This window comes from Alitiscatomonas aceti (genome assembly GCF_025567195.1).
In the GTDB taxonomy this organism is placed as follows: domain Bacteria; phylum Bacillota; class Clostridia; order Lachnospirales; family Lachnospiraceae; genus Alitiscatomonas; species Alitiscatomonas aceti.
On record NZ_JAOQJF010000029.1, the window covers coordinates 28,126 to 41,987 of the forward strand.

At 50.0% G+C, this 13,862-nt stretch carries 21 protein-coding genes and 7 tRNA genes; 5 read left to right on the top strand and 23 right to left on the bottom strand.

Annotated elements, in window-relative coordinates:
* Positions 1-10: 10 nt before the first annotated feature.
* From OCV69_RS12710 to OCV69_RS12775, 14 genes are all read right to left on the bottom strand, one after another.
* Positions 11-1,834: a hypothetical protein gene (locus OCV69_RS12710; RefSeq protein ID WP_158359530.1), complete on the bottom strand. Its 1,824-nt coding sequence runs from the start codon at positions 1,832-1,834 to the stop codon at positions 11-13.
* Positions 1,835-1,844: 10 nt separating this feature from the next.
* Positions 1,845-2,579 carry an ATP-binding protein gene (locus OCV69_RS12715; RefSeq protein ID WP_262563139.1) on the bottom strand — a complete coding sequence of 245 codons (735 nt, stop codon included), beginning with the start codon at positions 2,577-2,579 and terminating at the stop codon, positions 1,845-1,847.
* The gene (locus OCV69_RS12720) at positions 2,527-3,363 is read right to left on the bottom strand and encodes a hypothetical protein (protein ID WP_158359534.1); all 837 of its coding nucleotides are present in this window, start codon (positions 3,361-3,363) and stop codon (positions 2,527-2,529) included. Before OCV69_RS12720 ends, OCV69_RS12715 begins: the two co-directional genes overlap by 53 nt.
* A 12-nt stretch (positions 3,364-3,375) precedes the next feature.
* Positions 3,376-3,720, bottom strand: a complete 345-nt coding sequence (locus OCV69_RS12725; RefSeq protein WP_158359536.1) for a putative PDDEXK endonuclease — start codon at positions 3,718-3,720, stop codon at positions 3,376-3,378.
* Between the two features lie 95 nt (positions 3,721-3,815).
* Positions 3,816-4,565 (bottom strand): hypothetical protein, encoded by a 750-nt coding sequence (locus tag OCV69_RS12730; RefSeq protein ID WP_262563132.1) that lies wholly within the window; start codon positions 4,563-4,565, stop codon positions 3,816-3,818.
* An 18-nt stretch (positions 4,566-4,583) separates the two neighbouring features.
* Positions 4,584-5,000, bottom strand: a complete 417-nt coding sequence (locus OCV69_RS12735; protein WP_158359538.1) for a hypothetical protein — start codon at positions 4,998-5,000, stop codon at positions 4,584-4,586.
* A 14-nt stretch (positions 5,001-5,014) separates the two neighbouring features.
* Positions 5,015-5,791, bottom strand: a complete 777-nt coding sequence (bet, locus tag OCV69_RS12740) for a phage recombination protein Bet (RefSeq protein WP_158359539.1) — start codon at positions 5,789-5,791, stop codon at positions 5,015-5,017.
* A gap of 15 nt (positions 5,792-5,806) precedes the next feature.
* Positions 5,807-6,682, bottom strand: coding sequence for a DUF1351 domain-containing protein (locus OCV69_RS12745; RefSeq protein ID WP_158359541.1), 876 nt, complete (start codon positions 6,680-6,682; stop codon positions 5,807-5,809).
* A gap of 9 nt (positions 6,683-6,691) precedes the next feature.
* Positions 6,692-7,348 carry a YqaJ viral recombinase family protein gene (locus OCV69_RS12750; protein ID WP_262563133.1) on the bottom strand — a complete coding sequence of 219 codons (657 nt, stop codon included), beginning with the start codon at positions 7,346-7,348 and terminating at the stop codon, positions 6,692-6,694.
* Complete coding sequence (locus OCV69_RS12755) at positions 7,345-7,770, bottom strand: hypothetical protein (protein ID WP_158359543.1); 426 nt, start codon at positions 7,768-7,770, stop codon at positions 7,345-7,347. The genes OCV69_RS12750 and OCV69_RS12755 overlap by 4 nt, the downstream gene beginning before the upstream one ends.
* Before the next feature lie 45 nt (positions 7,771-7,815).
* Positions 7,816-8,070: a hypothetical protein gene (locus OCV69_RS12760; RefSeq protein WP_158359545.1), complete on the bottom strand. Its 255-nt coding sequence runs from the start codon at positions 8,068-8,070 to the stop codon at positions 7,816-7,818.
* A gap of 16 nt (positions 8,071-8,086) precedes the next feature.
* Complete coding sequence (locus OCV69_RS12765; protein ID WP_158359546.1) at positions 8,087-8,269, bottom strand: hypothetical protein; 183 nt, start codon at positions 8,267-8,269, stop codon at positions 8,087-8,089.
* Between the two features lie 11 nt (positions 8,270-8,280).
* Positions 8,281-8,436, bottom strand: coding sequence for a DUF6906 family protein (locus OCV69_RS12770; protein ID WP_262563134.1), 156 nt, complete (start codon positions 8,434-8,436; stop codon positions 8,281-8,283).
* Positions 8,437-8,441: 5 nt separating this feature from the next.
* Complete coding sequence (locus OCV69_RS12775; RefSeq protein ID WP_158359548.1) at positions 8,442-8,660, bottom strand: hypothetical protein; 219 nt, start codon at positions 8,658-8,660, stop codon at positions 8,442-8,444.
* Between the two features lie 143 nt (positions 8,661-8,803).
* On the opposite strand from OCV69_RS12775, the gene OCV69_RS12780 reads away from it, so the two are divergent.
* On the top strand, positions 8,804-8,971 hold the full coding sequence (locus OCV69_RS12780) for a hypothetical protein (protein ID WP_262563135.1): 168 nt from the start codon (positions 8,804-8,806) through the stop codon (positions 8,969-8,971).
* On the opposite strand, the gene OCV69_RS12785 is transcribed toward OCV69_RS12780, so the two are convergent.
* A complete protein-coding gene (locus OCV69_RS12785; protein WP_262563136.1) occupies positions 8,968-9,102 on the bottom strand; it encodes a hypothetical protein in 135 nt (44 codons plus the stop codon). The genes OCV69_RS12780 and OCV69_RS12785 overlap by 4 nt on opposite strands.
* Before the next feature lie 5 nt (positions 9,103-9,107).
* The gene (locus OCV69_RS12790) at positions 9,108-9,335 is read right to left on the bottom strand and encodes a helix-turn-helix domain-containing protein (RefSeq protein WP_158359550.1); all 228 of its coding nucleotides are present in this window, start codon (positions 9,333-9,335) and stop codon (positions 9,108-9,110) included.
* A 191-nt stretch (positions 9,336-9,526) separates the two neighbouring features.
* Between OCV69_RS12790 and OCV69_RS12795 the strand changes: the two genes are divergently transcribed.
* The 4 genes from OCV69_RS12795 (at position 9,527) to OCV69_RS12810 (ending at position 12,900) form a co-directional block, all read left to right on the top strand.
* Positions 9,527-9,943 carry a helix-turn-helix domain-containing protein gene (locus OCV69_RS12795; protein WP_158359552.1) on the top strand — a complete coding sequence of 139 codons (417 nt, stop codon included), beginning with the start codon at positions 9,527-9,529 and terminating at the stop codon, positions 9,941-9,943.
* 13 nt (positions 9,944-9,956) lie between these two features.
* Entirely contained in the window at positions 9,957-10,403 is a 447-nt protein-coding gene (locus OCV69_RS12800; RefSeq protein ID WP_158359554.1) for an ImmA/IrrE family metallo-endopeptidase, read from the top strand.
* Positions 10,404-10,433: 30 nt separating this feature from the next.
* The gene (locus tag OCV69_RS12805) at positions 10,434-11,207 is read left to right on the top strand and encodes an Ltp family lipoprotein (protein WP_262563137.1); all 774 of its coding nucleotides are present in this window, start codon (positions 10,434-10,436) and stop codon (positions 11,205-11,207) included.
* A gap of 574 nt (positions 11,208-11,781) precedes the next feature.
* Positions 11,782-12,900, top strand: a complete 1,119-nt coding sequence (locus OCV69_RS12810; protein WP_158359556.1) for a tyrosine-type recombinase/integrase — start codon at positions 11,782-11,784, stop codon at positions 12,898-12,900.
* A 159-nt stretch (positions 12,901-13,059) separates the two neighbouring features.
* Here the strand turns inward: OCV69_RS12810 and OCV69_RS12815 are convergent.
* The 7 genes from OCV69_RS12815 to OCV69_RS12845 all read right to left on the bottom strand — a co-directional run bounded on the left by OCV69_RS12815 (position 13,060) and on the right by OCV69_RS12845 (position 13,741).
* A tRNA-Lys gene (locus tag OCV69_RS12815) sits at positions 13,060-13,132 on the bottom strand.
* A gap of 20 nt (positions 13,133-13,152) precedes the next feature.
* A tRNA-Phe gene (locus tag OCV69_RS12820) sits at positions 13,153-13,225 on the bottom strand.
* A gap of 7 nt (positions 13,226-13,232) precedes the next feature.
* Positions 13,233-13,306: transfer RNA gene (locus OCV69_RS12825), tRNA-Met, on the bottom strand.
* A 55-nt stretch (positions 13,307-13,361) separates the two neighbouring features.
* Positions 13,362-13,443 (bottom strand) — tRNA-Tyr (locus OCV69_RS12830).
* A 29-nt stretch (positions 13,444-13,472) separates the two neighbouring features.
* A tRNA-Thr gene (locus tag OCV69_RS12835) sits at positions 13,473-13,545 on the bottom strand.
* A gap of 16 nt (positions 13,546-13,561) precedes the next feature.
* Positions 13,562-13,634: transfer RNA gene (locus OCV69_RS12840), tRNA-Val, on the bottom strand.
* A 33-nt stretch (positions 13,635-13,667) separates the two neighbouring features.
* Positions 13,668-13,741, bottom strand: a tRNA-Asp gene (locus tag OCV69_RS12845).
* Between the last annotated feature and the right edge of the window lie 121 nt (positions 13,742-13,862).

Here is a 13,862-nt window from a genome sequence, read left to right on the forward strand (position 1 = left end):
GTTCCCCCTCCTATTCCTCGCCTTTTTGGACAGCCTTCAGGAATTCGATCAGCTCCGTCATGCTGTCCGGATACCGGTTGTATTTTTCATGCCAGGCCCATTTGCAAGCTCCATGCATGGGATGTTTCGGCGGCTCCGGGCCGCCCACCAGATGATAATAGGCGGATACATACGCATCACCGGTGAATTCGTTCCGCTCATCATACTCCTCCACGATGAGCCGGGCCCCGTTGTCAAAATCATACTTGTAATACCGGCATCCGATATGGTCATCTATGTACCAGATGCCCCATTCCTGGTAATTCTGGAGCCACTCTTTCCTTTGGTCATTATTTTTCAGCTTCGGGAGTTCCGGCTGCTCCGTTTCCTCTTCTTCCACGACTTCCAGATCACACAGCATCCCGGCCAGGGCCCCGACCAGCAGCTTTTTCTTTCTGACCATGTTATCCGGAAGAGGATCCGTCTGATCGATTGCCAGCATCTCCTCCAGGAAGCTCTGTTCCTTCTCCAGCATTCCCCGAAGTAAATCCTGGTCACTGGCGGCTGGTTCCTCCGGATCCGGCTCCCTGGCCTCTACGGTTACTGACTCTTCTGACGGCTCCTCCAGGCTCTCCGCTGCCTTATCCCCGGTATCCAGGGCTTTCATGGCCCGCCCGCATATGTACTCGCATGGCTCTTTGCAGTGCTTGCAGCATGGATCAGGCTCCCCGTCTCCGGCCCGGTGATAAGCCAGATCATGGTTTGTGAACTCACAAGTATCTCTTACATGTTCCCGGACCTCCTCCAGATGCGGAAGGATCTCACAGGGAAACGGATTTCCACAGGGAGCTTCCACACACCACCGGTCTTTCTTCCGGATCCCGCACTCCGCGGAACAGGAGAAACAATCATGGCCGCCCTCACAGCCCGCAGTCGCAATCAGACTGTCTGCTGGATATATCCTGGCCGGAGTACCATATGCTGATAATTCTCCGCTGCGGTTTTCGCAGCACCCAGCCTCTTTCTGCTGCGTTTCCGCAGCAAGCTCCTGCTCGACATCTTCCAGGATCCGTTGCGACGTCGCAATTCTTCCCTCGCGTCCCGCGGATGCATGGCACTCCAGCCGGCAGTCTCCATGTTTTACGCAGTCCCAGCAGCAGTGTGTACTGCAGTCTGCTCCGGTTCCCGGCGATTGTTTTGCCTCTTCCGGAAGCGTACATGCAAATCCCGGGCGGTGTATGCAGTCTCCCGGCTGACTGGCTGGGAAGAAATCTTCCGGCCGGATCGTGTGGCTCTCTGAACTGCTGCATTCCGGACAGTCCGGAGTTTCCGGATCCTTCGCGGTTTCCGGCTCTTCCGCCGCTCCCAGGAAATCCTCCAGGCTCACCTCTCCCATGGAGAGCTGTCCCGGGATCTCATAATACGGGATCTCTTTTGGCCGTTTTAACTCCCGGATCTCCCGCACAGTCATCTCCGGCGTCACCTGCTCCATCTGCTCTGCATCCAGGGACAGCATCTCCTGGAGCTGGGCCTTGCTGTACTCCCGGTACTCCTCTGCCATGACCGGGCTGTTCCCGCCGACCGAAAACCGGTCATTCCGTGCCATGTACCGGGACGCTGTCGATTTGCTGAATCCATACGTCTCTCTGGCATAATCCCAGATGGTCTCATAACCAGCATCCCGGAAGAGCTCCCGGTCCCGGATCACCTTGAGATAATATCCGACAGCGATCACATTTCTTCCGGCATCCAGCAGACAGGCCTTGATGCTCTGGTCCGCCTGCTCCAATCCCACATCCGGATAATACGCAGGTGTCTGCACCAGCTCTATACCTGTTTTTTCTTCCTCTTCCATCCTGTGTCTCCTATCCCATCACAGATCTTAAAAATTCTCCAGACTCCCTTGCCGCAATCTGTTTTCTGACCCGTACCTCCGGCATCCGGAGCGGAACGGTCATTGCCTCGATCCGGTCCGCAATCCGCTCATTGCAGTCCAGATGGCTGGTATCGCAGTTGCTGGTAAAGATCACCGGTCTCCGCTCCCGGTACCGGTAATCGATCAGCCGGAAGATGGCCTCATTGATCCATGCCTGTCCCCCGTCATGGGCGCCTATGTCGTCCATAATCAGCAGTCGGCAAGCATACAGGCCGTCCAATGTCTGACGATCCAATTCATCGCGGCTCTTTACCAGTTCGATGAGGTCTGGAAGCGTAATAAATTTAAGCGAAAACGGCCTTCTCGCTGCAATCTCATTAGCCAGGATACAGGCCAGAAATGTTTTCCCGGATCCTTTGACTTTTGAGAAAATATAGAGTCCCCGGCCAGATCGCTCAAATTCTGCGTACCTGGTTACAAAGGCATTTACAATCTTTTTCTGCGGCTCTGTATCCTCCCCATACAGGCTCCAGTCAAAGTCCTTACCGGTCTTTTGCATATACCCTTCGGGCATCATGCTCCTGGAAATCCGCCTGGACGGGTCATCTGCATACGGGGACTCGGATCCACATGGCATCATAAACGGCTGTGTCTCCCCATATCCGGGCACATCATACGTCACCAGGAGGCAGCGGTCCCGTCCCTGTCCGTATGGCCGGACCATCTTCACGGTTGCTTCCACCTGGCATGAACTGTTTATAAAAATCCGCCGCCGGTCTCCGATCCGCATCCCCGTCACGCTCCTTTGCGCTCTTCCTGTCCGTATAATTTCCGTCCAGAACCTTGGCCATGTTGGAATCCGCCACCAGCCAGTCAAAAGTGGCGGACCAGTTTCGATTGTTCTTGCCTTTCAGGAAATCACTTGCTTCTGCCATCTCAAAGAGCTTCTGGAAATCCTCTACGGTATATCCAGCTCTCAGCCTGGCCCGGATCGCCTTCTTTCTTGCCTCTGACATTTTCACCAGGCGGGGATACGACCCGCAAACGGAGTTATAAAGCTCTCGAATCGTGGTGATCTGGTCAGAAAAGGCATCCGTCTTTTCTGGTAGTACGTCAGTACTACTCTTTTCGTTTTGTTTATGTTTATATAATGTGTCACTAATTTGCGTACCATCTTGCACACCAATTTGCGTACCATCTTGCACACCAATTTGCGTACTAACTTGCTTACTATTTGCCATAGTGACTTTATATTTAGTGGCCTTCGTGGCCTTTTCCTGAAAGTCAATCAGCCCTCTCTGCTTCAATTCGTTTCTCGCTTTCAGTATTCCTGACCTGGATAAACCTGTCAGTACCGAGAGCACCTGATTCGGCGCTGCAAACCACTCTGTCCAGTTGCTCCTGTTGCATACATGCAATAACGCAAAGTATAACGACACCTGCCCTGTAGACAACGGATTTGTTGTGGCCGAATCCCAGAACGCATTGATCTGGGCAATATAATTCATAAAGGCAGTCACCTACCTTTCATCTTTCTGTCTTAATTCGATACCTGCTTCCCATTCACGAAACAAGGAAAACCAGTCCTCTAACCTCATGGTAACAAGCCATTCGCACCGATCGCGCCGATGAAAGACTGTAGGCAACTCTCCATCCTTCGCATCCCGCATGGCCTGCCCCATCGCATCCAGAAGATTTAACTTTTCAACTCTCTTACACTCCACATGGATTCCTGGAAGCCCGACCACGTCCGCATCTCCGGATATTCCGCAATATTGTTGTCCTCGTCTTGCCTCATATCCATGTTCCCGAAAGATCTTTGCCAGTTCCCGCTCCCCACGGCTTCCTTTCTGCCTGCTGTTCATACGTCTCTCTCCTTTGATCCCCGGCGTCGACAGCCAAAACGCCGGGATATTTTACTGTGACATATTAAAAAAGGGGAGGGCTGTCTTTTTATGCTTTACCCGATGATCGTGATATGCTCCAGGATCTCCTTCGGCGCGTCTCCGAGTTCGTTTTCAAAGTATTCCTTGATGTTCTGGACTGCTTCGTTCTTCCAGATGCCTCCCTCTGCCTCTACGATCTTAAAGGCCGGGGCCCCTTTGTCGCTGATCCGGAACACAAACTGGCTGCGCGGCTGCTTCACTTCCTGGAAGGTACGGAACGGGATCAGCTCCACCGGATTCGGCACGATCACATCCGCCTTCGATGCCACACCCACATTCATTGTAGCCACCTGCGTCCTGCCGTCATCCGAATACGTCTGCTCGTTTTTCTTTTCTACATTTCCAGCAAATTTCATGATGGCCTCCAGGTCCGGGGTCATCTGGAAATTGGACTGGAGTGCGATCATGAACTCTTCCTGGTCATACCATCGTCCGAACTGGAATTCGGATGTTTCTGCCTTTGAGGAGAAAAGGCATTCCCTTTTTCTCTCCCCGTCCAGGAAGGAGACCAGGCTGACCAGCTTCGGGCTCTCCACATGGATGATCATCTTATTGCCCTTAAACTCCTCAGAGCAGCGTGAAATATACTCTGCCATCGAAGACAGAGTGGATGCCTCCACAGCTTCCGCCCGCTTCGGAGCCCCGTAGCGCTCCAGGCGCCGGTTGGCATACGTCTCCCCGCAGATCTCCACGACCTGTACCTTCTCGGAGCTGTTCCCCAGCCCCACCACATACTGTAATGCTTCTTTTAATCCTTCCAACATATCTAATTCTCCTTTCTTTTATCTGGCTGACCGGAGGTCAATAGGCCCCCGCCGCTCCTCTTCTAAAATCTCTCCCGTATCCGGGTCAAACGCTTTTTCATGTGCCCCTGGATCCGCAGGGACCGCATCATAGGCTCCTGTCACGGCCGGGCGGTTATTTCCATACTCGGACATTTCCACCCGCCCGGTACGGGCATCCTGGCCGATCAGGAATACTGTTTCTGTCTTTGCGATCCCGGCCAGCTTTGTCCTGATGTTAAATGCGACCTGGATCGTCCCGGCTTTTGAGGGCTTGAATTTGAGATTTATGGTCATCCCACGGGCGGCCTCCGGATCCATGTTGGGATCTATGATATTCCGTCCGATCTGGGCCAGAGCCATGGAAAACTTTTCCGCCAGCTCTCCTCCGGCGATGTTGTCAAACGTGATCGGCATCTGCTCTCACCTCCTTAGTCGTTAAAGAACGCCGATGCCATATCCATCTGCACACCGGCCTGTCCTCCCTGCTGGGTGGGCGGGGGAGTCACCGGCTCCTGGATCTGCGCCGGTCTCTGGGGCTGAAGCTCAGAAACGGCTGCATCGGCCTCTGCCGGAGCCGGAGGAGCCAGGAAAGAGGCTTCCGATCCACCCCCTTCCTCCTCACTGTACATGCCGGAGAAACTTTCCGGAAACGCTTCCCGGAGCGCCTGTACCAGAGCCACCTTGCGGATCATCGTAGCCGGTTTCTTGGACCACTGGCTGTTTAAGGAGCCATCCTTCTTCCGGCCGGCATACTCATCAAAGGATACCTCAATACGATATGTGTGGGACCGGTCCTTCCGGTACACTTCCGCATATCCCCCCACAAGCTCCTCTCCGGGAAGTTTCAGGGTTCCGGTCCTGTATACGACCTCGTTCCCGGACATTACGATAATACCGGCCTCCATGCCGTCAAATCCCGGTGTTTTTTCGGCCCGCTTCATAAACGCTTCTTTGCCGACGACCATCGTGGCCGGTTCGTTCCCATACTTGATGCAGTACGCCTCTTTTAACCACGGGTTTAAGCCCGCATATTTGCAGAGATTGATAAACATGACAACCTCCTGCATGGTCACCCGCTCTTTGTCTCCGCTTACCAGGTAATCCCGCACGGTCTGAGGGGTTAAGACGATCTTCTCACCGGCCACCTCAAATTCCACACGGTCTGCTTTCGGCTGTGTTTTTGTCAGACTGTTTCCTACTGCCATTTTTGTTTCCTCCTTTTACTGCTGCGGAACGGGTCCGAACTGGATCCCGTTATCCTTTAAAAACTGCTTTAACTGCACCATCTGGGCCCTGGTCACATACACCCGCATATCGATCGCAGTCACCGGTTCCTCCGGCTGCGGCTCTTCTGCGGCCGCAGTGGGAGACGTCTCAGCCTTCTGTCCGGCCCGGATGATCTGCTCGGTCTCCTTCTTTTCTCTGGCTTCCCGCTCGGCCTTCTGCCTGGCCCGCTCTGCCTCATACTCCTGGCGCTTTCTTTCTGCCGCCTCCAGGCGGTTCTGCTCGGCCAGTGCCGCGCCGATATCATAGGTCTTTAAAAATACGGCTTTCATGTCGGCGGCATAGGGGCTGTCCACCTCATTTAAGACTGCAAGGCCCTCATCCACCCTCTGGATCATGGCAAGGATCTCCGTCTTGACCGCTTTCATAGTCACGCTGGCATTGGCATATTCCGGCCGCATGACCCGCTCAAAGGGAAGATACTCCCCGATGTCATGGATGTTGTCCTCATAAAACTCCCGGATCTTATCCGTTTTCTCTTTCCGGAGCCGCTCTTCATATGCCTTTACCTGGCTGTCGATATTGTCAATGGCAGCCTGTACGATGGCCACCAGTTCCTTTTCTTCCCGGTCAAACTGCTCATACGGCTCCAGGTACTTCCTTTTGATCTCTTTCCGCTTGTCCTCCAGGGCCTCCGTAAATTTCCGTAGCTTTGCCCGGTCCGCCCTGGCCTGTTTGATGGTATCATCCGTATACACGGCCATCTCATAGTCCCGGACCGTCTCCGAGATCTCCGCTTTCAGTTCCTGGAAATTCCATTTAACCACCTGTGCAAACCCGTTATCCTGCGGGCTGTAAATCTTTAACTCCATAGCTGCCTCCTAAATAACCGGAAGGATGAGATACGGCCTCCGTCCGGAGACCACGCAGTCCCAGAAGCCCTTTTCGGCCTCCACGAGCCACCGGATATCCTCCAGGACCTCATCCCTCTCCATAAAATAGTGCTTTGTCGTGATCCGAAGCTCTCCGCTCCGGCTGTCCTTTAACTGTGCCTTTAAGACCACGAAATCATATCCCGTCACAGCCAGGTAATGGAGGATCTGGCAGTAATACTGGTCCGGGATCCTCCCGTTCCACTTGACGGTCTGCGCTCCCTGGAGGATCTCCGTGGTCTTGATCTCCAGGATCCCGTGCCGCCCATCCGGATCCACAAGCTCCCCGTCCAGGGAGGCATGCATCCAGGGGTACTCCGGGTTAAGGAACATGTTGTTCTCCTCATACAGGACCTGGTACTGCGGGAAATCCATGGCAAACAGCGCTCTCAGATGCCCCTCTGCCTCGGTTCCATACCGGACATAATCCCGGTCTGAGATATCCTCCGGAAGTACCAGCCCCATCTTCTCCTCCCAGAGCTGGACGTTGTCCTTATAGGGACTCAGCCCCACACAGGCAGCCGCATCCGACCCGCCGATATGGTTTTTTCTTGCTTCCAGCCAGGCGATACGATCAGGAAGTACATACTTCTGGGCTGGCATCATCCTGCAATCCTCTCAATCACCTTTTTCAACTCCTCGCTCAATGCTTCCGCTATGTCTTCCTGAATTCCGCAGATATCAATTCCCATACCGCTGTATTCAGTTCCAACAAAGAGTACGTTACCTGCAATCGGACAACCATGCCTGTCTGTCATGTACAGCCAGCTCCCCAGCATATTCGATTCCAAATTCTTAAGCAGTCCTTCCTCGTCAACCAGCATCACGAGCGGAGTTCTTTTGTTCTTCATCCCCACTCCTGTCAGAATCCTTGTGTAGAGTCTTTTCGGCTTTACTATTTCATAGAGTTCACAGTCCTCGCCGATCAGTTTGTGGAATGCTTCATTGTGAGTCCGGTAGGCTCCACCTTCCGGGTAGTCGTGAATGGTCACTTTTAAGTCTGTCGAAACCCGAATCAATTTTTTCATTGATTTCCTCCTGTTTTTGCCCTACAATAAGGGTGTGTGAATTTTTTACCTGAGTCCCCTGGAAGTTACCGCTTCCGGGGATTCTTTTTCTTCCAGCCATCTGAAGTACATCTCGAGCGCAAAGTGGATGGCATGTGCCATGGTGTAATCCTTCGGACGTCCCAGGGACCGCAGCCATCGGTTATGTTTGTCCACCCGGGCTTTCAGCCCCCGGGCCTGCCAGTCCTCCAGGAAAATGATTGCCCCTGCGAGGTCGCTTCCCGGGAAATCAATCTTTACTGCCACGCTTCCGTCCTTCATGTCCGCACCTCCCTGCCTATAATAAAACTGTCACTGCTGCCAGCCCGATCCCGAATCCGGCCCCGGCCAGGATCCCTGTGACGATCAGCTCGCCTCCGGCCATCAGCATCCGGACCAGATCTCTCATGGTCCGGTGCCAGGTCCTTCTCCGGCGGCGTACCCGGCCCACCGGCATGTACAGGATCTCTTTTTCCATCATCCTCACCTCCGTTAAATCTCGATTCTCCTGGTCTTACCGTTTCCCCGATGCACCAGGCACATCTGGCGCTCTGATGCCCACAGGACCAGCCAGTCCCTGGCCATCAGCCCGGCCTTTGCGATCAGCATCGCCTGCTCATCGGTCGGCCGCTTTGGTCTTCTTTTCATCGTCCTCACCTCCTCTGCATGGTTTTTGTCTGAAGCTCTACCTGTTTCTGCCACCAGATCCACAGCCCCTCTGTATCATAAATAATGGGGCTATTCGATTTCATCGGATCCAGTTTTGTAGCAAACCTCTGGTTCTTATCCCCATAGGCCCGCCGGAGAAATTCTTCCGGAAACCCCATTTTAACCAGTTCTGACGTCCTCATAATCGGCTTGGGAAATTTCATATTTCTTCACCTCCTACTTCAGCAATTCCTCAATGATCACGCCAGATAATCCGCGACCTTCTGAATCTTGTTTTTTCTCCCTCTTAGTTCTATACTGTACTTACAGGCCCCGCCAGGCCGAGTATAAAAGAAAGGAGCGCTTTATGGATAAACTTAGTAACAAACATGTAATAGACATGGTAAAGGAAATTACTGTTGCAAAAATGTCCAATACTAACACCCCTCCATCAAAAGAAGGTGGAGAAAAAGTTGCTGAATTTATGCAAGTAATCTACGATAAGCTTATTGAACTAAACAACAAGGCAGATTAGCTTTTCCATAATTCAATCAACTCATGAGCCAACGCCGGGAGTATTTCTATCGCTTTTTCCGACATTGGCTCTTTTATTGTTTTCTCAATAAAGTCCAGAATTTCATTCTCTAAACGTTCCTTTGATCCCATTTCTCTCACCTCCCCACTTCAGCAACAGACACATCGGGACTCTTCTCTTCTTCCAGAAAATACTCTACGGGTACATCAAAATACTTTGCCAAACTAAGAAGCTTGTCCGCCTTTGGAACACTACGACCACTTTTCCAATCTGAAAAAGTGGATTTTGTAATCCCTGTTTCTACAGCCACTCTGTAATCAGTCACGCCCTTTTTTTCTCTTAGCGCAACATATCGTCCATACATATTTTTCCTCCTTTCCGAACTTTCCTATTGATTTTAGTTCGGAAATCAGTTATAATACATTTACCAGATATAAAATAACCCACAGCTCTTGGCTGTTTTGATTTCCGAACTTTGTGCCTGTATTATAAGACGGATTTCAGAACTTGTCAATAGTTTTTTGTACGGATTTTAAAACTTACGAGGAGTGCACTATGTATGAAATTTATTGCAAGTTAAGAGATTCAAAAGGAGTAAAAGATTCAGATGTTGTAAAAGCAACAGGAATTACAAAATCAACCTTCTCCGACTGGAAAAGTGGTCGTAGCAAGCCTAAAAACGATAAACTTCAAAAAATTGCTGATTATTTTGGGGTAACTATTGACTATCTGATGACCGGCACAGAGGATAAAAAGGAAGCCCCTGTTCTGACTGCCAGAGATGAGCGGGACATTGCCAAAGACTTGAATCGGATTATGGAGAAGTTGTCTGCTGGAGAAGAAGGTCCTGCCTCCTATGATGGAGAAGAATTGGATCCGGAAGCCGCAGAACTTTTCCGGGACGAGTTAGATCTCGCCCTCCGCAGACTTAAGATAATAAACAAAGAAAAGTACGGCCGCAAAAAGAAATAAAAGGTGGTAACTTATGGGGGATGTTGAGAGGGTCAAGCGTATGGTCGCATCCTGTATCCGTAAATTCGGAACTACTGATCCATTTGAGATTGCCGATCAGCTTGGTGTACTTTACCAAATAGGTAATTTAAAATGCGACGGGTGCTATATGTTTCTAAAAAATCACCGGTATATTTTTTTAAGTAGCGTTTTAAACCGTCAAGAGCTGATCCTTGTAATGGCCCACGAACTGGGACATGCTCTGCTTGATCGAAAATCAAACTGTTATTTTATCCGGAACAAAACGTTTTTACTTAACTCAAAACTGGAACGAAGGGCAAATTTATTTGCAGCGTATCTTCTGATATCCGATGAGATGATATCGGAATACAAAGAATGCACGATTGAGCAGTTCTGCCAGGGTACAGGGTACCCGAAAGAACTGGTTGAATTAAGGTTAAAACAGCCTACGGCGTTTTAATAAATAATCAAACGAAAAAGGAGTATGAGTATGAAAAAAGAAAAACCCACAACAAAAGTTTGCAAACATTGCAAAACAGAAATCCCCTATGGGGCAAAAATTTGTCCTCAATGTCGTAAAAAGCAAGGGATGGGAATGTTCCCTAAAGTTGTTATTGGTCTAGTTGTTATTGGTGTAATAGGAAGTGCTTTTGGGGGGAACGGTTCAGACAACTCCGTAGATACAATTCCTTCTGTCTCTGCAACTGAAATCTCTTCAGCCGAACCCAAAGCGGAAACGTCCACCATAGAACCAGTTGAAACGCAAACATCCATTGCAGAGCAAGCAACTGCTAGAACAGAGCCTTCTGTTCCCACAGAATATAAATCAGCATTAAAAAAAGCTAAAACCTACAGTGATATGATGTACATGTCCAAGGCCGGAATTTATAACCAATTGACCTCTGAATTCGGTGAGCAATTTACACCAGAAGCTGCCCAGTATGCTATTGATAATTTAGATGCAGATTGGAATATCAACGCTTTAGAAAAAGCCAAGACTTATAGTGAAACCATGCATATGTCTAAGGCTGCTATTTATGACCAGCTCATTTCTGAGCATGGTGAGGCCTTTACTGAGAGTGAAGCCCAATATGCCATTGATAATATTGAGGCAGATTGGAACTCTAATGCGTTAGAAAAAGCCAAAGTCTACCAGGATACTATGAGCATGTCTCCTGCTGCAATTCGTGATCAATTAGTTTCTGAATATGGAGAAAAGTTTACAGCCGAAGAAGCGGACTATGCAATTGAGCATCTTGAATAAAATTTTTCTTTGTGTCCCTTGCCTCACCGCAAGGGGCACCCCATTGACAATATAATATACTTATCCGGGCAGCCGAACAGGCGGCAGCTCTCTATCCGTTCCGAGCCTTTCGGAAAGGGGGAGATGCTTTATGAGTACATATGAGGAATTTATGATAATTCTGGCGACAGCCAGTTTGATTGTTGCGATTCTGAATTACACCCATAAAAAATAGCCGTCCTGCTCTTGGCGGAGGAGACGACTATTTTAGGTTATTGACTCGCCGGGACGGGTAGCGTGCACCTACCTGTCGGCTGTCTTGTTAAGTATATTATATGTCACCTGGACCATTTTGTCAAATCTGAATACCATTTCGTTGAGGTCAACAAAATGGTCCAGATCGGTTCTGGCTATTGATTATCGCGTCAGAAATAATAAAAACCGGCCCCTGCGCCAACAGGAACCGGCTTCAGATATCTCCGAAGAGATACAATGTGACAACCAATCACAAGAACATTGTACCATCTTCGGAAACAGCATGCAATCCAAACATTTGTACGGCTGTTGTTTTTATACTTAAAAAGGAGGAACGAAGATGGCAAAAGCAAAATATACCAAAGGAGCAGACGGATATTTCACAACAAAGACGTGGGACGGATCCTATAACCAGGACGGAACGAAACACAGGGTCACACTCCGGTCAAAAAAATCCAGCGCGGACCTGGAAAAACAGGTAATCGAGCTGAAGGCCAAGATCCGGAACGGAGATGCCGTGCGCGGATCAGATACACTGTTTTGCGAGTATGCTGCGGAATGGCTGGAAACCTATAAGGCCGTCCGGAGCACAAACACGCGGAAAATGTACCTCAATATTATCACGCATCACTTTCCTGTTCTGGAAGGGATCCGGCTCCAGGACATCCGTAAGCTGCACTTCCAGATGCTTATCAACTCCGCGATTGACCGGCCGCGTATCTGCCAGCAGATCCGGCTTACCTTCCGGCAGGTCATCCGATCCGCAATCTCAGACCACCTCTTGCCGGAAAGCGCCTTCCGGACGATCTGTGAGGGGATAGAACTGCCCAGGTATAAAGCAAAAGAGAGGCGTCCCCTGACTGATCTGGAGAAAAAAATGATCCCTAAAGCGGATTTCAGCCCTATGGAACGGACCTTTGTTTATATCCTCTACGGCTGCGGCCTAAGACGTGGAGAGGCACTGGCCCTCCGTAAAACTGACATATGTCTTAAAACAGCCGAACTGACCGTCAGACAGGCTTTTGAGTTTGATGGCAATAATCCCTCTCCCAAGTCTCCAAAGTCGGATAACGGCTACCGTACAGTCCCTATGCCGCCTTATCTGGTGATGCAATTAAAAAATTATATGCCCTCTATCCCTGGGGAATATCTTTTCCATAACCAGAATGCCCGGATCATGACACATACTGGATATACCAGGATGTGGCAGCGTATCGTGGACAAAATGAATGCTGCCGCTGGTGGAAACAAAAATATCCGTGTGATCTTTGGTCTGACGGCACATATATTCCGCCATAATTACTGTACGGAATTATGCTATCAGATTCCGGCAATCTCCACTAAAAAGATTGCCCAGCTTCTGGGGGACGATGAAAAGATGGTCCTGGAGGTGTATAGTCACATCGTGGATGAAAAAGAAAAAGCCCCGGACGTTGTTGCCAAGGCCCTGGCTTTATAGGAAAAAAAATCTGGGACATTTTTGGGACATTTCCCATCCAGAATGCCCCTCTGGGACACAAATGGGACATTTACTTTAGTCCAGAATCTCCCACATACGGTTACAACAAAAATGGCGGAAACCCGCATAAATACTAGGTTTTCCGCCATTTTATAATCATGAGACATCGGGGATTCGAACCCCGGACAACTTGATTAAAAGTCAAGTGCTCTACCGACTGAGCTAATATCCCATACAACTATTTAGTTGTAATGCCCAGAGCCGGAATCGAACCAGCGACACGAGGATTTTCAGTCCTCTGCTCTACCAACTGAGCTATCTGGGCATAAAAATTGCGGGGGCAGGATTTGAACCTACGACCTTCGGGTTATGAGCCCGACGAGCTTCCAGACTGCTCCACCCCGCGACGTTTCTTATATTATTATATACAATAAGTTTGAAAATATCAATACTTATTTTACTGGGCGGAGGTGGATTCGAACCACCGAAGCAAGTTGCAGCAGATTTACAGTCTGTCCCCTTTGGCCACTCGGGAACCCGCCCATATTGTCTTCAGCTCAATGAGTTTTTCGAGCCGATGATCGGACTCGAACCGATAACCTGCTGATTACAAATCAGCTGCTCTGCCAATTGAGCCACATCGGCACATTTAGTTGAAAAGTGGGGCCTATAGGGCTCGAACCTATGACCCTCTGCTTGTAAGGCAGATGCTCTCCCAGCTGAGCTAAGACCCCAGATATGAAATTGTTTCTTCTATTTAAGAAGAGCGACCCGGATGGGATTCGAACCCACGACCTCCGCCGTGACAGGGCGGCGCTCTAACCAGCTGAGCCACCGGGCCATCTGAAGGACTATGCCTTCAAAACCACATACTGAACTTCCGAAACCTTTTAAACAGCCTTTCTGGATAAGCCCTCGACCGATTAGTGACAGTCAGCTCCGTACATTGCTGCACTTCCACC